We start from the raw sequence: 18,057 nt of genomic DNA, 5'->3' as shown, positions 1-18,057 counted from the left end.
CGACAGCTCGATCCCTGCATGCGCGGGCATGACACCGGATAGAATGAGAGCCCGGGCTCCCCCTCCACACGTCGTCCCTGCGAAAGCAGGGACGACAAACCGAATATGTGGCTCCGCCCGGCGGATCAAATCTAGTTCGCGGCTTCGTCGAGTTCGGCGCTGGCTTCCAGCCATTCTTCTTCCGCGCGTTGCAGCGCGCTCTCGGCGCCGGCGCGCGCCTTGGTCAGCTGTGCGGCCTGCTTGGGATCGCGCGTGAAGATATCGGGCAGCGCGAGCGCGGTATCGATCTTGGCGATGATGCCGTTGATGCGCTCGATCTCGCTCTCGGCCTGCGCGACCCGCTGCCTCGGTGAAGCGCGCTTCTCATTGCGAGCACGTTCCGGCTTTGCCGGCTCCTTGACACGCTCACGCGACACGGTCCGTCCGTCATTGGCCGACAAGATCATGCGTCGATATTCGTCGAGATCGCCGTCATATGCCGTCACGGTCTGGTTGGCCACGACCCACAGACGATCGGCGCAGGCCTCGATCAGATAACGATCGTGCGAGACCATCATGATGGCGCCGGGGAATTCGTTGATCGCTTCCGCCAGCGCCGCGCGGCTGTCGATGTCGAGATGGTTGGTCGGCTCGTCCAGGATGATCATGTTGGGGGCGTAGAACGTCGCAAGCCCAAGCAATAGCCGCGCCTTCTCGCCGCCCGACAGGCTCTTCACCAGCGTGTCGCCGGCCTTGCCGGAGAAGCCGATCGCGCCGACGCGGCCGCGCACCTTGCTCTCCGGCGCCTCGGGCATCAGCTTGCGGATGTGATCGTAGGGCGAGCCGTCGAGATTGAGCTCGTCGACCTGATGCTGGGCGAAATAGCCGACCGACAGTTTGTCCGCCCGCGTGATCCTGCCTGCGAACGGCGCGAGCTTGCCTGCCAGCAGCTTGACCAGCGTCGACTTGCCGTTGCCGTTGGCCCCGAGCAGCGCGATGCGGTCGTCGGTATCGATGCGCAGCGTCACGCGATTGAGCACCGGCTTGCCCGGCTCGTAGCCGACCGAGACGTCGTCGACCGCGATGATCGGCGGCGACAGCAGCTTCTCCGGTGCCGGAAAGGAGATCTCGCGAACGTCCTGGGTCACCAGTGCGGTGATCGGCTTCATCCGTTCCAGCATCTTGACGCGCGACTGCGCCTGCCGCGCCTTGGACGCCTTGGCCTTGAAGCGGTCGACGAAGTCCTGCAGGCGCTTGCGCTCATCGGCCTGCCGTTTGGCGTGCTTGGCGTCGAGCAGTTCGCGCGCGGCGCGCTGTTCCTCGAACGAGGAATAGGTGCCCTTGTAGAGCGTGAGCTTGCCGCGGTCGAGGTGCAGGATCTGATCGACCGAGGTGTCGAGGAGATCGCGGTCGTGGCTGATCACGATCACCGTGCGCGGGTAGCTGGCGAGGTGGTTCTCGAGCCACAACGTGCCCTCGAGATCGAGATAGTTGGTCGGTTCGTCCAGCAGCAGGAGATCGGGCGCGGAGAACAGCGTCGCCGCCAGCGCGACGCGCATGCGCCAGCCGCCGGAAAATTCCGCGCAAGGCCGTGCCTGGTCTGATGTCGAGAAGCCGAGGCCGGAGAGGATCGCCGCGGCGCGGGCAGGGGCGGAGTGGGCGTCGATGTCGACCAGCCGGGTCTGAATCTCGGCGATCCGATGCGGGTCGTGCGCAGTCTCGGCCTCTCGCAGCAGCGCGTCGCGCTCGAGGTCGGCCTTCAGCACGACATTGATCAGGCTTTCGGGCCCGTCGGGCGCTTCCTGCGCGAGGCTGCCGATCCGCCAGCGTGGCGGAAGCGCGATGCTGCCGCTCTCGGTCGGGAGCTCGCCCCGGATGGCATGAAACAGCGTCGACTTGCCGACACCGTTGCGGCCGACAAATCCGACGCGTGCGCCGGGCACGATTTGCACAGAACTGTGATCAATCAACAGCCGCCCGGCGATCCGGACTGAAATATCAGTGATGGAGAGCATGCAGCGTTGTCACCGGACCCGCTGCCAAACGCAACCCGTCTGTCTGTAAAATCTCTCCTGAGTTGGGCCGCTGGAGAGCCCATAATATCTAATGGCGCCCGGTTTTCCTGGCGTTGCATTTCCTCGAGCAGCTGCTGCAGGCGGGACGAAAGGGCGGGTTCTGGCGGCATGCTTTGCTGGAGCCGTTCACCCACGGCATCGCAGATGTAACGGCAGGTCTTGCGATCAATCCGATCGGGATCGTTGTCGGTCTGGGTCATCGTCATGGCTCTTGGCATTTCTCTTGGCGAGTTCCACCTCGCGTGTTTCGTCAATCCTTGCCATGACAAGTCGCGACCCCCGAATTTGGTTTCCGTTCCGCCTTACTCTCGCCTTGAGGTAGTGAGGCGCCATCATGCCGCCGGGTTCCCTGGCGGGCATAAAAAAGCCCCGGCGCAAGGCCGGGGCGAAAGCAAGTCAGGGGAGCAGTCGACAGAACGGATGGATCAGTAGCAGCGATTGACCAGGCGCCAGCGCGGACCCCACGGGGTCGGCACGACGCGGCGCACGTAGCAACCGCCACCGTAGCCGTATCCATAGCCGCCGTAGTAGGCCGGACCTCCGACGATGACGCGCGGGCCGCCCCACCAGCCGTGGTGCCATCCACCGTGCCAGCCGCCATGCCAACCACCCCAGGCTGAGGCGGAGGTCGGGGCGAGTGCGGCGGCACCGAGCGAAATTGCGGCAACGACAGCGAGCGATAATTTGCGTAACATGATCGTCTCCTCGAGGTATGGGCGCGCATGACGCGCCCGCGGTGACATCGTTTCCCGAGACGTCCTGTGAGGCTTGCGGATGGGGGCCAGCAAGGCGTCCGATCGGTGCAGAGCCTAGGCGGCTGCAGCTGAACGGCAGCGGCACGACGCTGTCAGAATGGGTTCACCTAAGTGAAATCGCGGTAAGTCGGCCGAGCCTGTCTCTGTCCGCAGACCGCCCGGACGACGGCTTTTGTCGTGAAAATCCATCAAAACTAAAGGCTAACGCGTCACAGGGTCGCTTGCCGTTACCCCATCGCGCCGATATAAGCCCCGGCAACTCCCAGCCACCGTTTACAAGGACGAAATCATGGCGATTGAACGCACCTTTTCGATCATCAAGCCCGATGCCACCGAGCGCAACCTGACCGGCGCGGTCAACGCGGTGATCGAGAAGGCGGGCCTGCGAGTCGTGGCGCAGAAGCGCATCCAGATGACCCGCGGCCAGGCCGAAACCTTCTATGCCGTCCACAAGGCGCGCCCGTTCTTCGGCGAACTGGTCGACTTCATGACCTCGGGCCCGGTGGTGGTCCAGGTGCTGGAAGGCGAGGGCGCCATCCTGAAGTATCGCGACGTGATGGGTGCGACCGATCCGTCGAAAGCCGCCGAAGGCACCATCCGCAAGCTCTATGCGAAGTCGATCGGTGAGAATTCGGTGCACGGTTCGGATGCGCCGGAGACCGCGGTGATCGAGATCGCGCAGTTCTTCGCCGGCAACGAGATCGTCGGCTAACGCCGAACGACAGAAAGTGACGCGGTCTCCTGGGGAGACCGCGTCGACATGGACTGGGAGCGGCGGACCACCGCCGCCAGGGGCGGCCGCAAGGCCGAATAGGACTCGCTGTGGACTGGCTGTGGCAGATCTTTGATCCGGCGTACATCGGCGCGTTCTTCACCGAGTTCAAGAACGAGATGGCGACCCCGACCTTCTGGGTCGCCGTCGGCAAGATCATCTGGATCAACGTCCTGCTGTCGGGCGACAACGCGCTCGTGATCGCGCTGGCCTGCCGCGGACTCGCGCCGCGCCAGCGCCTGTGGGGCATGATTCTCGGCGCCGCCGCGGCGGTGCTGCTGCGTGTCATCTTCACCGGCATCGTCGCCAGCCTGATGGAGCTTCCATATTTGAAGCTGGTCGGCGGACTGGCGCTGATCGTGATCGCCGCCAAGCTCCTGGTGCCGGAACAGGAGGACGAGGACAGCGTGCATACGGCCTCGCATCTGTGGGCCGCGGTTCAGATCGTCGTCGTCGCCGACATCGTGATGAGCCTCGACAATGTGATTGCGGTCGCCGCTGCCGCCAACGGCAGCGTGCCGCTGCTGGTGCTCGGACTCGCGATCAGCGTTCCCCTGATCGTTGCCGGTGCGGCGCTGATCATGGCGCTGCTCTCCAAGCTGCCGATCCTGGTCTGGGCCGGTGCCGCGCTGCTCGGCTGGATCGCGGGCGACGTCATCGCGACCGATCCGGCCGTGCATCCCAAGCTGGATGCGCTGTTCGCCGGACCGCTCGGTGCCAGGCTCGATTCCTGGCTGACCTCGGTCGGGATGTCGCCGCAATTCGCCCATGGCGGCAACGGCGGCGAGATCACGCTCGCCGTGCTCGGCATCGTCGTGGTGCTGGTCATCGGATCGATCTGGCGCCGTCACGCGCTTCGCAAGGCCAAGCACGCTGCCAAGGCGGCGTGAGGTCCCGTAGCGCTTTCGAGCAAAGTGGACGCCGGTTCGCGTGAAGAAAACGCCTCAAAGCTAGAGAGCTGGACGTCGTCGGTTCTGACTGAAATCAGAACCGACGACGTCTAGCGCCGCACGATCGAGCCGGCGCGCCCGAGCAGCCGCGCCAGTTGCTTGAAGCGGCTGCCGACGCGATCGGCCACCAGATCCACCATCCGGTGTTCGAACACCAGCATCAGCTTGCGGCCCTGGGTGCGGAAATGGGTTGCCGGCAGCACGCCGGTGCGTGCCGCCGTGATCAGATGCGCCACGCGGAATGCGGCACCGAGCACGCGCGCGCGCTCGTCCATCGCCGGCGTCACCAGCGCGCGGATCTGCGGCGGCGGTTCGTTTTCCTCGCTGAGGCCGGCGTAGCGATAGAACACCGAGAGCGCGACGAAAGCGCGGCCCTGATGCGTGATCGAGCCGAAATTGCCGTTCATGATCAGGCTGAGGGTTTCCTCGCCGCGATGATCGGGATGGACGCGCCAGCCGATATCGGAGAGCAGGCAGGCGACGTGACGCAGCCTGCGGTCTTCCTCGGTCTCGCGCAGCCTGACGACGCGCACCAGCCTGTCGGTCCAGGCGGTCAGCTCCTGGGCGTGGCGGGCCGAGCGCGACAGCAATTCGTTGAGGTTTTGCGCGGCGCAGACCAAGCCGTCCTTGGCGCGCTCGGCCTGCGGCAGCATCTCGTAGAGCAGGCCCTCGCGCACGCCGAAGGTCGAGAATACGATGGTCTTCGGCTGGGCGACGCGGATGATGTATTCGAGCACGAGCGCGGCGTAGGCCAATAGCGGCCGCCGCGCATCTGCGACGGATTCGATATTGGCCAGCATGTTGGTCGCCGCCAGCCGCCGCAGCCGCTGCGCGAAGTCGAGCGCGTCCGCTGCCGGAATCGAATAGCCGTGCATCACCTTGAGCGGGTAGCCGCTCTGGATGATGTGGATGCGCGCCAGCGCGCGCCAGGTGCCGCCGACCGCGTAGAAGGTACGGCCGCGGCCGGTCTTGAGCTGGGCGACGCCCAGCAGTTCGTTCTTGACGATGCGTTCGGCGCGCTTGAGCGATTTGTTCGAGAGGTCCTGCAGCGCAAGGCTGCCGAGCGGCAAGCGTCACGCCACTGCGCACGCGGTTGCCCTTGACGTCGATCAGTTCGAGCGAGCCGCCGCCGAGGTCGCCGACGATGCCGTTCGGATTGTGCACGCCTGAGACGACGCCGAGCGCGGATAGCTTCGCTTCACGCGGTCCGGTCAGAATCTCGATCTTGGCGCCGCAGATGCGCTCGGCCTTGGCGATGAAGTCCGGGCCGTTCTTGGCATCGCGGCAGGCCGCGGTCGCGATCGCGTAGACGCGGCCGACCTGCTGGATCCGGCACAGCGCGCGAAAGCGCCGCAGCGCGGTGAGCGCCTTGTTGACCGCATCGGTTGCGAGCAGGCCGGTGCTCTGCACCTCGCGTCCGAGCCCGCACAGCGCCTTCTCGTTGAAGATGGTGATGAGGCTGCGCGCCATCGCCTCGTAAACCACGAGACGAACCGAGTTCGAGCCGATATCGATCACAGCGACGCTGGAAGCGCGCTTCCGCGGCCGCTTCACCGTAGGGCCCCCTTAAGACGATGGCTGCTGACGCTCGTTACGACGCGTGAGACGGCGCGGTGAAGATTCCTTGAGAGACTTACCACGGCCGGACAGACTCGGATTTGTCATGAAATAGTCATGCAGATTGAAGGGCTCTTCGCCTTTCGCGGCCTTCATACGCGTTGACGACCCATCCGGCAACAATTGCCAGCTCTGCTCGGTATCCTTCAGGTTCGCGACCATGATCTGTTCGAGAACCTGCTGATGCACCGTCGGATTTTGCAGCGGACAGAGCACCTCGACGCGGCGGTCGAGGTTCCGCGGCATCATGTCGGCGGACGAGATATACACAGCAGCTTTTGCGCTCGGCAGGCCCTGGCCCATGCCGAAGCAATAGATTCGGCCGTGTTCCAGGAACCGGCCGATCACCGATTTGACGCGGATGTTCTCGGACAATCCAGGCAGCCCCGGCCGCAGGCAGCAGATGCCGCGCACCACGAGCTCGATCGAGACGCCGGCCTGCGAGGCGTCGTACAGCGCGTCGATGATGTCAGGATCGACCAGCGCGTTCATCTTCATCCAGATCGCGCCGGGCCGGCCATGCTTGACGTGGGCGATCTCGCCGTGGATGTGCTCGATGATCCGCTTGCGCAATGTCAGCGGCGACACCGCCATCTTCTCGATGTCGCTCGGCTCGGCATAGCCGGTGATGTAGTTGAACACCCGCGCGACGTCGCGGCCGATGATCGGGTCCGACGTAAAGTAGGAGACGTCGGTGTAGATGCGGGCGGTGACCGGATGATAGTTGCCGGTGCCGGTGTGCACATAGGTGGTGAGGTTGCCGCCCTCGCGGCGCACCACCATCGACAGCTTGGCGTGCGTCTTCAGCTCGATGAAGCCGTAGACGACCTGCACGCCGGCGCGTTCGAGGTCGCGCGCCCAGCGGATATTGGCCTCCTCGTCGAAGCGCGCCTTCAATTCGATCAGCGCGGTCACCGACTTGCCGGCTTCGGCGGCATCCGCCAGCGCGCGTACGATCGGCGAGTTGTTCGAGGTGCGATAGAGCGTCTGCTTGATCGCGACCACGTCGGGATCGCGCGCCGCCTGTTGCAGGAACTGGACGACGACGTCGAAGGATTCGTAGGGGTGATGGACCACGAGGTCCTTCTGGCGGATGGCGGCGAAGATATCGCCGCCATGGTCGCGGACGCGTTCGGGATGGCGCGGCACGTAGGGCGGGAATTCGAGGTCGGGGCGATTGAGGCGGGTGAGCTGCGACAGTTCGTTCATCGCGAGCACGCCGTCGACCAGGATCACTTCATCGTCCGCGGCCGATAACGCGTGCTGCACGAAGACGCGCAGCTCTTCGGGCATCGTGGCCTCGATCTCGAGCCGGATCACCGATCCGCGCCGGCGGCGCTTGAGCGCGGTCTCGAACAGGCGAACGAGGTCTTCGGCCTCTTCCTCGATTTCGAGCTCGGAGTCCCTGATGATGCGGAACGCACCCTGGCCCTTGACGGTGTAGCCGGGGAACAGGCGGCCGATAAACAGACCGGTGGCCTGCTCGAGTGTGATCAGCCGTGCTGGCGCGCCTTCCTTGGTCGAGGGAATGCGGATGAAGCGGTCGATCTTGCTGGGCATGCGGATCAGCGCGTTCATCGCCTTGCCGTCGGCGATCCGCGACAATTGCAGCGCGACCGTGAAGCCGAGGTTCGGGATGAACGGGAACGGATGCGCCGGGTCGATCGCGAGCGGGGTCAGCAGCGGGAAGATGTTGTGGAGGAAGTGATCCTCGATCCAGGTGCGCTCGGATTTGGTCACGTCGCGCCCGTCGACCAGCTGGATGCCGACCTTGGACAGGAGCTCGCGCAGGTCGCTCCAGATCGCCTGCTGATCGGAAGCGAGCTGCGACACGGTCTTGTTGATCATCACCAGCTGCTCGGCCGGCAGCAGGCCGTCCGGGCTGCGCTCGGCAATGCCCTCGCGAACCTGGGCCTTGATGCCGGCGACGCGGACCATGAAGAACTCGTCGAGGTTATTCGCCGAAATCGACAGGAAGCGGACCCGCTCCAGCAGGGGATGGCCGAGATTGACCGATTCCTCGAGCACCCGGCGATTGAAGTGCAGCCAGGACAGCTCCCGGTTGATGAATCGCTCGGGGCTGGTCGCGACCGCGGGGACGGGCGGAAGTTCCGCATCTTTCTCTTTGATTTCAGAAGCTTGTGCCGAGTCCATCAAGTGCTGGTCCAATTCCGGGCAGGGGGCTGGGGCGGTCTAGCCGAGGGCCGCGCAGACCATGTGATATTGCGATGACGTTTCGATGACATTGATGTTCCGCCGGCCTGCGCCGTCAAGCCGCGGGACTGCTCAGGCATCGCGCAACAGCTCGGCCGCCAGCGCCCGGGTCACCGGCCGGACGAGCCGGAGCGCCTCGGTGTCGAGCAGCTCGACCGCCTGGCGGACGGCGGTATAGGACCGCTCGATCCGGTTGGTCAGGTAGCTGACGAGCGGCTCGTCCACGCTCATCTGACGGTCGGCGCAGAACTTGACGATCAGGCCGCGGAACAGCTGGTCGTCGGGCGGCAGCAACGTCACTATCGGCACCGCGCGGAGCCGCGAGCGCAGATCGCGCAGCTCGATCTCGAACGCCGACGGCGGCACGCGCGCCGTGATCAGCACGAAGGCATCGTCCTGGCGGGCGAGATTCATCAGATGGAACATCGCGCGCTCGTCGAAATCCGACGGCCTCAGGTCCTCGACCACCAGCGCGCCGGTCGCAAGCGCCATCGGCACCGTGTCGGCGGTCAGGGCATGCGCCGCGGTCGAGCGTGCGCCGGCGATCTCGGCCCAGATCGCGGCGAGGTGGCTTTTGCCGGAGCCTTCGGACCCCACCAGCAGCATGATTCGGTTCGGCCAGTCGGGCCAGCCGTCGATCAGCGCCAGCGCCGCCTCATTGGCGGGCCCCTCGAGGAAATCGTCGCGGGTCAGCTTCTCCTCGTGCGGTAGGGCCAAAGCCAATTGACGAGGTTGAACGCTACCGGCCACGCAAATCTCCAAACCAGGTTATTTTAGCATGATCCCTGCGCAAACGCTTGGCGTTTGTCGCGGGAAAGCCGGTTTCCACTTTTCCGGATCGTGCGCTACCGAGCCTCGATCGTGCTCATGTGCCGCACCCACTCCACGAGATAGAGGGACACCGAACCCAAAGTAAAGATCGTGACCAGACCCATCAGGATCAGGTCGTAGGGGTGCGGCTGAAAGCCGAAGCCGAGCGAGGCCAGCACCAAAGCCGCGAACGCGACCTGTGCCACCGTGTTCAGCTTCGACACCATCAACGGCTTCATCTCGACCGGCTTGTCGAACAACCATGACACAATCACGGCGGAGACGATCATGATGTCGCGCGACACCACGAGAATCACGATCCAGCGCGGCACCGCGCCCCAGATTCCCAGCGCGACATAGATCGACACCAGCAGCGCCTTGTCGGCGAGCGGGTCGAGCAGGGCGCCGAGCTCGCTCGCCATGTTGAAGCGCTTGGCGAGGAAACCGTCGACCGCGTCCGAAACGCCGGCGATCACGAAGATCGCAAACGCGATCTCCATCTGGCTCGAGACGATGGCCCAGACGATCACCGGCACCAGGATGATGCGGCCGAGAGTGATGATATTCGGAATGCTCAACTTGAATCGCTTCCCGGCTAGAAGCCTGATTTTACTCGATATCCGGCTCTTTTGCGGGGCGGCCGGGTGTTATCTACATAGTATCGCGGCCGCATCGCCGCGAGCCATTGCGCGGGGGCGGAATTCCTCGTAACCAGCCCATTATCATCTGGAATTGGGCATGACCGAGCGCAAAAACGGGCTCACTTACGCGGATTCGGGTGTCGATATCGACGCCGGCAATCGTCTGGTCGATCTGATCAAGCCGATGGTGCGGGCCACCGCACGGCCCGGCGCGGACGCCGAGATCGGCGGATTCGGCGGGCTGTTCGACCTCAAGGCCGCCGGCTTCAAGGATCCGGTCCTGGTGGCCGCGACCGATGGCGTCGGCACGAAGCTGAAGATCGCGATCGAGACAGGTATCCACAACGGCATCGGCATCGACCTGGTCGCGATGTCCGTCAACGACCTCGTGGTGCAGGGCGCGGAACCGCTGTTCTTCCTCGACTATTTCGCCTGCGGCAAGCTCCACCCGGAGGCCACGGCGCAGATCGTCGCGGGGATTGCCGAGGGCTGCCGCGAATCCGGCTGCGCGCTGATCGGCGGCGAGACCGCCGAGATGCCCGGCCTCTACAAGGATGGCGACTACGACCTCGGCGGCTTTGCGGTCGGTGCGGCCGAGCGCGGCACCCTGCTGCCGACGGGCGATATCGCGGCGGGCGACGCCGTGATCGGCCTGGCGTCCTCCGGCGTGCACTCCAACGGCTATTCGCTGGTGCGCAAGATCGTCGAGCAATCCGGCGTTGGCTATGATGCGCCGGCGCCGTTCGCTCCGGTCATGACGCTCGGTGCGGCGCTGCTGACGCCGACCAGGCTCTATGTGAAATCCTGCCTGCGCGCGATCCGTGAGACCGGCGCAGTGAAGGGGCTCGCCCACATCACCGGCGGCGGCTTCACCGACAACATTCCGCGCGTACTGCCGAAGCATCTCGGCGTCGGCATCGATCTGGCGCGGCTGCCGGTACTGCCGGTGTTCAAATGGCTGGCCGAGCAGGGCGGCATCGCCGAGCTCGAGCTGCTGCGCACCTTCAACTGCGGCATCGGCATGATCGCGATCGTCAAGGCCGATGCGGTCGATGCGGTGACCGAGGCGTTCACCGCCGGCGGCGAGACCGTAACGCTGCTGGGTGAGGTGATCGAGGCCAAGGGGGCGCATGAGCACGAGCATCGCGTGGTCTATCACGGTCATCTCGATCTCTCGCGATGAAGCGCCGCACAGCCATCCTGATTTCCGGCCGCGGCTCCAACATGGCCGCGCTGATCGAGGCTGCGAAGGCTGCGGATTTTCCGGCCGAGATCGTCGCCGTGATCTCCAACCGCGCCAACGCTCCCGGGCTCGAGAAGGCGGCCGCGAGCGGGATTCCGACCGTCGTCATCGAGAGCAAGCCGTTCGGCAAGGACCGCGCGGGATTTGAGGCGGCGCTGCAGCGGGCGCTCGACGACAAGCAGGTCGAGCTGATCTGCCTCGGCGGCTTCATGCGGCTGTTCACGGCCGAATTCGTCCGGCACTGGTACGGGCGGATGCTCAACATCCATCCGTCGCTGCTGCCCTGCTTTCCCGGCCTCGATCCGCACGGCCAAGCCTTGCGTGCAGGGGTCAAGCTGTCCGGCGCGACGGTACATTTCGTGATCCCGGAGACCGACGCGGGACCGATCGTGATGCAGGGTGCGGTCACCGTGGCGGACGACGACACGCCGGAGACGCTCGCCGCACGCGTGATCACCATCGAACATCGCATCTATCCGGAGGCGCTTCGGCTTCTGGCGAGCGGCCGGCTCAAGCTCGAAGGCGACGTCTGCAGGACGCAAGGCAGCGCGGCAACCGACAGCACGCTGATCGCGCCGGCGCCTTAGCGCGCGATTGCACGAGAGATCACCGAGAACAATCCCCCGGGTGATGCGGCCGGGGGAGGCGTCAAGATGAATTCCGCCAGCAGCGGCGTTCAGTGAACCTTGAGGTTCTCTGCCGACGCCTTGCCGCGGTTCTCCACCAGCTCGTACTCGACGGTCTGGTTCTCGTTCAATGTGCTGAGACCTGCGCGTTCGACCGCCGAGATGTGGACGAACACGTCCTTGTCGCCGACGGCCGGCTTGATGAACCCGTAACCTTTGGTCGGGTTGAACCATTTGACGGTACCCTTCGGCATCGTCTCTCTCCCAGTCTAGACATAAAAAAGACGCGGCCACGTTTTCCACGTGCCACGCCACAAGCGGGCTTTCCGCTGTCTGTTCAATTCCCGGGTCTCTATATCCAAGGTCTTCAAGTCCGAAGTTTCGCCTCTCGAAGCCTTGGCTATCAACGTCGTGAAACGCACAGTCGAACGGCCGCAATCCGATTGTGAAGGGATTGCAACACGAAATCCGCGCCTTAGCAAGCGCGCTGGTTTTGCGTAACGCAACCTCAGCCTGTGCCGGCTGAGCTCCGGCGCGGCGCGTTCGGCCACTGGCCGACGGTCGAAGGCGCCGGAACTTCGTTTGCTAACCCCGATCCACCCGCACCACGCGGCCCTTGTCGATCGCAAGCGCGAGCTGGCCGTGCTTGAGCTTGAGCGCCGCCTCGCCGAACAGTTCGCGCCGCCAGCCGTGCAGGGCGCCGACTTCGGCCTCATCGCTGGCCGCGATCTGTTCGAGGTCGTCGACGGTGGCGATCACCTTGCTGGCGACGCCGTGGCGCTCCGAGGTCATGCGCAGCAGCACCTTCAACAGCTCGACGGTCGCCGCACCGTTGGAATTGTTTCTCGGCTTTTCCAGCTTGGGGAGCGTGGCCTGGTCGCGGGCGAGCCCGCGCTGCACCGCGGCGATGATGTCGGCACCCCATTTCGAGCGCTCGAAACCCTTCGGCAGCGAACGGAGATTGCCGAGCTTCTCCAGCGACGTCGGCGCATGGGTGGCGATATCGCCGACCGCATCGTCCTTGAGCACGCGCGAGCGCGGCACGTCGCGGCTCTGCGCCTCCTGCTCGCGCCAGGCCGCAACCTCGATCAGCACCGCGAGTTCGCGCGGCTTGCGCACGCGGGTCTTGAGCCGCTCCCAGGCGCGCTCGGGATGGAAGTCGTAGGTCTTCGGCGAGGTCAGGATCTCCATCTCCTCGCTGACCCAGTCGCTGCGGTCGCGCTTCCTCAAGTCGGCATCGAGCGCCGCGAACACCTCGCGCAGATGGGTGACGTCGGAGACGGCGTAATGCAGTTGCTCGTCGGTCAGCGGGCGGCGCGACCAGTCGGTGAAGCGGTGGGTCTTGTCGGGGCGGTGACCGGTGACGCGATCGACGAGCTGGTCATAGGCGATGCTGTCGCCATAGCCGAGCACCATGGCCGCGACCTGGGTATCGAAGATTGGATGCGGGATCGTGCCGGAGAGGTGCCAGACGATTTCGATGTCCTGCCGCGCGGCATGAAACACCTTCAGCACGGCCTCGTTCGACATCAGATCGAAGAACGGCTTGAGGTCGATGCCGGGCGCCAGCGCGTCGACCACGACGGCTTCATCCGCGCTCGCCATCTGCACGACGCAGAGCAGCGGATAGTAGGTCGTCTCCCGCAGGAACTCGGTGTCGACGGTGATGACCTTGTGTTTGGCGAGCCGGTCGCAGGCGGCGGCGAGGTCGGGGGTCGTGCTAATCAGATCCATGAACAGTCCATGACGGCTTGACACCACGCGTTCTGCCGAAAGGGCAGCTATGTCAAGGGTCTTGCAGGGATTTTGGCCCTGCGCGGGGTGAGGGACAGGGCGTTTTTGAATTGATTGGGCGCGATTCGCGGGCGTTTTCGGCCCGGTTGCACCACGAATCCATCCGTCGTCCTGGCGAAAGCCAGGACCCATAGCCACCGAGATTCGTTGGTCGGGGGATCGCGGCCCCGGCCTCGTGCGGCCATGGGCGGCATTGGGGGTAATGGGTCCTGGCTTTCGCCAGGACGACACCGAATGTGTGACGCGGCCTGCATCCCGATCGCCGTCCCTGCGAAAGCAAGGGACCCATAACCACAGGGTCGTGTTGTTGAAGAGGGCTGTGGCCCCAGCGTCGCGCGCAATGCTGAAGCGTTGTGCCGGCTATTCCGGCCGAGACACAGGGGGGCGATCTCGACGAGCTTTGTCTCCGCCTGGCTGCAGCCCTGTATCCTCGTCAGGCCCTCGAGAAGGCGACGATGGCGATGCGGGGCGCCTATGGCCAGCTTAGCTATCGCGATCAGCCAACGACCCAGACCTCGCCGGATGTGGACCGCTGGTTCGCGCAGACCATCCCGAACAGCGCCGAGGCTGTGTTCTACGCAGGATGGGCAAGCAATCGCTGGTCACAGCGCTTAGTAGCGGAGACCAGCAATCAGTGCGGAGTGAACTGGTCGAGATCGTGGATGCCCATCTGCTGCTCCAGTTGAGCGACGCGGGCGGCCATCTTCTCGAAGCCGTCCTCGCCGAACAGCTCGTGCTCCTTCTTCTCGAAGTCCTCACCCATCGCGTCGTACTCGTGCGGCGAGACCACATCCTTCAGTTTCGGGAAGAGATCGGTGTCCTCCCGCGCCGCATGCGGCCGGTACATCGTGATGAAGGATTGCATGGAGCCGATCAGCTGCCGGCGATCGTCGGCATTGCTCCGACCTGACGGCGCGAGCCGCAGGATCGTCTCCGTGACCTTGCGGCCGGCTGCGTGCTGGCGCAGCAAAGTGTCGACCAATTCCGTCATCTTCCCGGCCTTCTTGAAGCGCGGGAAGACATGCTCCTCCTCCGATTTCTCGTGATAGTTGTTGATGAAATCGCGAATGATCCCGGCCGACTGGGTGACCAATGCGGGGTTGAAGTCTTCGTTCGACGATAGCTTTCGGATCGCCGCTTCGTAGAGCAGGAGAACGCGATCGAGTACGCCGTGCTCGCGCATCAAGTCTTCGGGCGGAGTGACATCCTCTTCCTTTTTCCCCGCAGCCTTCAGCTTGTCGTGGCTCTCTCTCCTTTCGGCGAAGGCCGGCCTGACGAGAACGGCGGGCGCCGCAACGGTCGCCAGCGCTCCTCCGAGCAGAAGCAGGCGACGCTTGCTTGGCATAACGACTTCCATGATGGCACTCCGGCTGCAGAGGCGCGGACTGTCCGGTAATCGTCGGAGCCCGTCAACGCCAGGCTTTTTCGTTCCTCTGTTCGTAGTCCTTGAATGCCTTCTCAAGGCCGCCAAGAACCTCCGCAGATGTTTCAAACATCGCCTTTAACTGCGGTTCATCCACTTTCTCAATGTCTTCGCGCAGGTGGGCGCGGATGTCGTTGAGCGCCTTCTGCATCTTCTGCGTATGATGGCACGGATCACGATCTGTCGCACTTGCCCTGTCGAGTCTGGTTGCTCCGGGGAGAGCTCTGCCGGACTGTGAAAGACCCCGGTGAGATGGCGATCAACGATCGGCTGATAGCGACGTTCCAACAAATCGGCCCGGATCAACCGTCCGTGAGCAAGGCATTGCCGGGGCGGCCGAGGCGCGACGGCCATCCGTACCGCGAAGCCAGCATCGTGAGCTTGTCCCGGACGAGGTAATGCGCGTTACTTTCGAGGAAGCGCCAGACGAACCATGCCAGCAGCACCATGCCCGTCACGACAAGCGCGGTCGAGAGTGCATCCGGCTTTGGCGTCATCAGGAGCAGGATCACGTAGCCGAGCTGCAAATGCAGCAGATAGAGCGGATAGGTGATGCCGCCGACAGCCCTGACGAAGCCGGCCGGCAGCGGCACCGACTTGATGCGGGTGGCGGCGAACACGACGCCGAGCGAGACGACGCAGATCAACGTGACGACACGGGGATCGAAGTCGCCGTGGGTGTGGACGCCGAGCCGCTCCAGCTTGTGCACGGCCTGGAACGTCGCCGTGCCCATCGCCAGCGTCAGCAGGCTGTAGAGCCGCATGTCGCGCCGTCCCCGGTAATGTTCGTAGATCAGCAACCCGACAGCGAAGAAGCCGCTGTCGTCGGCCATGAACAGCTTCTCGAACAGCGGAACGTCCAGCGTCAGCTCGTTGGCGAAGGTGATGGCGATCCACGCCAGGATGATCGTGTCGATCTTTCGCGGAAAAATACCCCAGGCCAGAAACAGCGCGACCCAGACGTAGAACACCACCTCGATCACCAGCGACCAGTAGGCATCGTCCATGTAGGGCTGACCGAGCATCGGCGCCGCGATGAGCAGGTTTGCCAGCCATTGCCCCCACGTCACGTGGAAATACGCCTGGCCCAGCAGCAGCGTGGTGAGGAAGGTCAGCGTCATGCAGATGACGAAGGTCGGATAGATCCGGCTGAAGCGGGCGATCGCGAAACCGACCGGCGTGCGGCCTTCGGCCGAATAGGCAATGACGAAGCCGCTGATCGCGAAGAACACGGGGACGCCGAGGAAGCCGTACTGGGCGACCGGGGCGAGGTACGGCATCGCCACCTTCTGAGCGCCGTGCGATGCGGTGCCCCAGAAACCGTAATGGTACAGGATCACGGCCCCGACAGCGGCGAGCCGCAGCAGGTCCAGCACGGGAACCCGGGTCGGATCCGGTTGTTTGGCTAGGCTCGGCATACGCGCCCAATCATGGCGGCGAGGCATGAAGGCGTTCTTAATCCGGCCGGCCGAACGCCTGGGCGGCTGTTCACGATTGCAGGAGGCTCGTGGTGATGCCGGCAGCCGCGCTGAGGAGGACCACCACGAGCGGTGGCGCGCGCCATGCCGTGAGCAGGACGAAGCCGGCCAGCGCGATGCCGAAATCGAGCGGACGCTGCACGCTGCTGGTCCAGACCGGATCGTAGAGCGCGGCACCGAGGATGCCGACCACGGCGGCGTTGACGCCGCGCATCATCGCCTGCGCCGCCGGCCGTTTGCGGAAGCTATCCCAGAACGGCAGCGCCGCGAGCAGGATGAGAAGTCCCGGAATGAAGATGCCGAGGAGGCCTGTGACCGCGCCCGGTACGCCGCCGATTACGGCGCCGAGATAGGCGGCGAAGGTGAACAGCGGGCCCGGCACGGCCTGCGCGGCGCCGTAGCCGGTCAGGAACGCGTCGTCGCCGATCCAGCCCGGCGTCACCACCGCTTCGCGCAGCAGCGGCAGCACGACGTGGCCGCCGCCGAACACCAGCGCGCCGGAGCGGTAGAAGGCTTCGAACAGGCCGAGGCCGGGCCATGCGCGGGCGAGGAGAGGCAGCCCGGCCAGCAAGGCAAGGAACAGGATCAGCGCCGCCACACCAACGCGGCGCGACACCGGCATCGCGATGTGGGTGACGCCGTTGGCCGGTTGCGCCTCCCGGCAGAACCACAGCCCGGCGATAGCGCCGAGGACGATGGCGCCGATCTGCGCGATCGACGAGGAGCTCGTGAGGATGACGAGTGCCGCGACCGTCGCAATCGATGCGCGCGCGCGGTCGGGACAAAGCGAGCGAGCCATGCCCCAGACCGCCTGGGCTACGATCGCCACCGCGACCAGCTTGAGGCCGTGCACCAGCCCTGCGCCGGCCGGGCCGCTCAAACCGCCGGCTCCGAAGGCGAACAGCACCAGCGCGATCGCCGAGGGCAGCGTGAAGCCGGTCCAGGCCGCCAGTGCGCCCAGATAGCCTGCGCGCATCAGGCCGAGCGAAAAGCCGACCTGGCTGCTCGCCGGGCCGGGCAGGAATTGGCAGAGCGCGACCAGATCCGCATAGGCCTGCTCGTCAAGCCAGCGCCTGCGGGTGACGAATTCATCGCGGAAATAACCGATATGCGCGATCGGGCCGCCGAAGCAGGTCACGCCGAGCTTGAGGAAAATGAACAGCACCTCGAGCGGCGGGTGCGCAGCGCTGGCGGTGGAGGGCGGTGTGTGGGGCTGCTGGACGTCGGTGTCGTTCAAGCGTCAATTCCCTGACTTGCGTCCCGCGCCAGGACTCATCAGGGCAAGCATATCGCCATTCGATGACGCCCAGGCGCGGTATTATCGCGCCAAAATTATCGGGCCAATGCAAGATCATCCCTGAGGGTAACCACCGAAACGACGGTGAAGACGAGGATGACATTCGAGGTCATCCTGGCCTCACCCGGTAGAGAACGCGCGCATGAAGTGGCGGGTGCCAGTTTCGACGCCGGCGCGTCACTCGTAGCGCATGTTCCTCGACGGCCGCCGCGCCGCGGGCATCGCCAGCACGACGAGACACAGCGCGATCATCGCCAGTCCCATGAATTCGAATGCAAATGCGTCCACGGGCCATTCTCCCCATCAGAAACAGTTAGACTTGTTGGGGGAGCGTTGACGCGCTGTTAAGCCTTATGGTTACCGCCGCGAGCCTCCCGGCATGG

16 protein-coding genes and 1 pseudogene are annotated in these 18,057 nt (G+C 64.8%); 4 read left to right on the top strand and 13 right to left on the bottom strand.

Going from position 1 to position 18,057, the window contains the following annotated elements; genetic code table 11:
* Nucleotides 1-131 precede the first annotated feature (131 nt).
* The 3 genes from ACVWW1_RS12715 to ACVWW1_RS12705 all read right to left on the bottom strand — a co-directional run bounded on the left by ACVWW1_RS12715 (nucleotide 132) and on the right by ACVWW1_RS12705 (nucleotide 2,749).
* A complete protein-coding gene (locus ACVWW1_RS12715) occupies nucleotides 132-1,994 on the bottom strand; it encodes an ABC-F family ATP-binding cassette domain-containing protein (RefSeq protein ID WP_456656003.1) in 1,863 nt (620 codons plus the stop codon).
* Nucleotides 1,946-2,254 (bottom strand): hypothetical protein, encoded by a 309-nt coding sequence (locus ACVWW1_RS12710; RefSeq protein ID WP_456656002.1) that lies wholly within the window; start codon nucleotides 2,252-2,254, stop codon nucleotides 1,946-1,948. The genes ACVWW1_RS12715 and ACVWW1_RS12710 overlap by 49 nt, the downstream gene beginning before the upstream one ends.
* Before the next feature lie 225 nt (nucleotides 2,255-2,479).
* Nucleotides 2,480-2,749 carry a sulfur globule protein precursor gene (locus ACVWW1_RS12705; RefSeq protein ID WP_456656001.1) on the bottom strand — a complete coding sequence of 90 codons (270 nt, stop codon included), beginning with the start codon at nucleotides 2,747-2,749 and terminating at the stop codon, nucleotides 2,480-2,482.
* Between the two features lie 349 nt (nucleotides 2,750-3,098).
* Between ACVWW1_RS12705 and ndk the strand changes: the two genes are divergently transcribed.
* Complete coding sequence (ndk, locus tag ACVWW1_RS12700) at nucleotides 3,099-3,521, top strand: nucleoside-diphosphate kinase (RefSeq protein WP_050425938.1); 423 nt, start codon at nucleotides 3,099-3,101, stop codon at nucleotides 3,519-3,521.
* A 110-nt stretch (nucleotides 3,522-3,631) separates the two neighbouring features.
* Nucleotides 3,632-4,471: a TerC family protein gene (locus ACVWW1_RS12695; protein WP_456656000.1), complete on the top strand. Its 840-nt coding sequence runs from the start codon at nucleotides 3,632-3,634 to the stop codon at nucleotides 4,469-4,471.
* Nucleotides 4,472-4,581: 110 nt separating this feature from the next.
* On the opposite strand, the pseudogene ppx reads toward ACVWW1_RS12695, so the two are convergent.
* The 4 genes and pseudogenes from ppx to ACVWW1_RS12675 all read right to left on the bottom strand — a co-directional run bounded on the left by ppx (nucleotide 4,582) and on the right by ACVWW1_RS12675 (nucleotide 9,750).
* Nucleotides 4,582-6,085, bottom strand: a pseudogene (ppx, locus tag ACVWW1_RS12690) (exopolyphosphatase).
* A 12-nt stretch (nucleotides 6,086-6,097) separates the two neighbouring features.
* Nucleotides 6,098-8,302 carry an RNA degradosome polyphosphate kinase gene (locus ACVWW1_RS12685; RefSeq protein WP_456655999.1) on the bottom strand — a complete coding sequence of 735 codons (2,205 nt, stop codon included), beginning with the start codon at nucleotides 8,300-8,302 and terminating at the stop codon, nucleotides 6,098-6,100.
* Between the two features lie 132 nt (nucleotides 8,303-8,434).
* Nucleotides 8,435-9,112, bottom strand: coding sequence for a chromosomal replication initiator DnaA (locus ACVWW1_RS12680; protein ID WP_456655998.1), 678 nt, complete (start codon nucleotides 9,110-9,112; stop codon nucleotides 8,435-8,437).
* A 95-nt stretch (nucleotides 9,113-9,207) separates the two neighbouring features.
* Complete coding sequence (locus ACVWW1_RS12675; protein ID WP_092113493.1) at nucleotides 9,208-9,750, bottom strand: CDP-alcohol phosphatidyltransferase family protein; 543 nt, start codon at nucleotides 9,748-9,750, stop codon at nucleotides 9,208-9,210.
* A 160-nt stretch (nucleotides 9,751-9,910) separates the two neighbouring features.
* Here ACVWW1_RS12675 and purM point away from each other — a divergent pair, with 160 nt between their 5' ends.
* Nucleotides 9,911-10,996, top strand: a complete 1,086-nt coding sequence (purM, locus tag ACVWW1_RS12670) for a phosphoribosylformylglycinamidine cyclo-ligase (protein ID WP_176531749.1) — start codon at nucleotides 9,911-9,913, stop codon at nucleotides 10,994-10,996.
* The gene (gene purN, locus ACVWW1_RS12665; protein WP_207838933.1) at nucleotides 10,993-11,643 is read left to right on the top strand and encodes a phosphoribosylglycinamide formyltransferase; all 651 of its coding nucleotides are present in this window, start codon (nucleotides 10,993-10,995) and stop codon (nucleotides 11,641-11,643) included. The genes purM and purN overlap by 4 nt, the downstream gene beginning before the upstream one ends.
* An 89-nt stretch (nucleotides 11,644-11,732) precedes the next feature.
* On the opposite strand, the gene ACVWW1_RS12660 is transcribed toward purN, so the two are convergent.
* The 6 genes from ACVWW1_RS12660 to chrA form a co-directional block, all read right to left on the bottom strand.
* Complete coding sequence (locus tag ACVWW1_RS12660) at nucleotides 11,733-11,936, bottom strand: cold-shock protein (RefSeq protein WP_021079877.1); 204 nt, start codon at nucleotides 11,934-11,936, stop codon at nucleotides 11,733-11,735.
* 331 nt (nucleotides 11,937-12,267) lie between these two features.
* The gene (gene rnd / locus ACVWW1_RS12655) at nucleotides 12,268-13,416 is read right to left on the bottom strand and encodes a ribonuclease D (RefSeq protein ID WP_456655997.1); all 1,149 of its coding nucleotides are present in this window, start codon (nucleotides 13,414-13,416) and stop codon (nucleotides 12,268-12,270) included.
* A 691-nt stretch (nucleotides 13,417-14,107) separates the two neighbouring features.
* On the bottom strand, nucleotides 14,108-14,821 hold the full coding sequence (locus ACVWW1_RS12650) for a hemerythrin domain-containing protein (RefSeq protein ID WP_456655996.1): 714 nt from the start codon (nucleotides 14,819-14,821) through the stop codon (nucleotides 14,108-14,110).
* Nucleotides 14,822-14,885: 64 nt separating this feature from the next.
* Nucleotides 14,886-15,050, bottom strand: coding sequence for a hypothetical protein (locus tag ACVWW1_RS12645; protein ID WP_456655995.1), 165 nt, complete (start codon nucleotides 15,048-15,050; stop codon nucleotides 14,886-14,888).
* A gap of 151 nt (nucleotides 15,051-15,201) precedes the next feature.
* A complete protein-coding gene (locus ACVWW1_RS12640) occupies nucleotides 15,202-16,275 on the bottom strand; it encodes an acyltransferase family protein (RefSeq protein ID WP_456655994.1) in 1,074 nt (357 codons plus the stop codon).
* Nucleotides 16,276-16,387: 112 nt separating this feature from the next.
* Nucleotides 16,388-17,614: a chromate efflux transporter gene (gene chrA / locus ACVWW1_RS12635; protein ID WP_456655993.1), complete on the bottom strand. Its 1,227-nt coding sequence runs from the start codon at nucleotides 17,612-17,614 to the stop codon at nucleotides 16,388-16,390.
* Nucleotides 17,615-18,057: the final 443 nt, after the last annotated feature.

The sequence above is a fragment of the Bradyrhizobium sp. JR3.5 genome (assembly GCF_054057015.1).
This window is presented reverse-complemented; position numbering and strand designations above follow the sequence as displayed.

What these genes read in the sequence shown, in the direction of transcription:
- ACVWW1_RS12710 (WP_456656002.1), bottom strand. Translation starts at nt 2,254, where the DNA reads ATGACCCAGACCGACAACGATCCCGATCGGATTGATCGCAAGACCTGC.
- ACVWW1_RS12645 (WP_456655995.1), bottom strand. Translation starts at nt 15,050, where the DNA reads ATGCAGAAGGCGCTCAACGACATCCGCGCCCACCTGCGCGAAGACATT.
- ACVWW1_RS12715 (WP_456656003.1), bottom strand. Translation starts at nt 1,994, where the DNA reads ATGCTCTCCATCACTGATATTTCAGTCCGGATCGCCGGGCGGCTGTTG.
- purN (WP_207838933.1), top strand. Translation starts at nt 10,993, where the DNA reads ATGAAGCGCCGCACAGCCATCCTGATTTCCGGCCGCGGCTCCAACATG.
- ACVWW1_RS12705 (WP_456656001.1), bottom strand. Translation starts at nt 2,749, where the DNA reads ATGTTACGCAAATTATCGCTCGCTGTCGTTGCCGCAATTTCGCTCGGT.
- ndk (WP_050425938.1), top strand. Translation starts at nt 3,099, where the DNA reads ATGGCGATTGAACGCACCTTTTCGATCATCAAGCCCGATGCCACCGAG.
- ACVWW1_RS12660 (WP_021079877.1), bottom strand. Translation starts at nt 11,936, where the DNA reads ATGCCGAAGGGTACCGTCAAATGGTTCAACCCGACCAAAGGTTACGGG.
- rnd (WP_456655997.1), bottom strand. Translation starts at nt 13,416, where the DNA reads ATGGATCTGATTAGCACGACCCCCGACCTCGCCGCCGCCTGCGACCGG.
- ACVWW1_RS12685 (WP_456655999.1), bottom strand. Translation starts at nt 8,302, where the DNA reads ATGGACTCGGCACAAGCTTCTGAAATCAAAGAGAAAGATGCGGAACTT.
- ACVWW1_RS12650 (WP_456655996.1), bottom strand. Translation starts at nt 14,821, where the DNA reads ATGCCAAGCAAGCGTCGCCTGCTTCTGCTCGGAGGAGCGCTGGCGACC.
- purM (WP_176531749.1), top strand. Translation starts at nt 9,911, where the DNA reads ATGACCGAGCGCAAAAACGGGCTCACTTACGCGGATTCGGGTGTCGAT.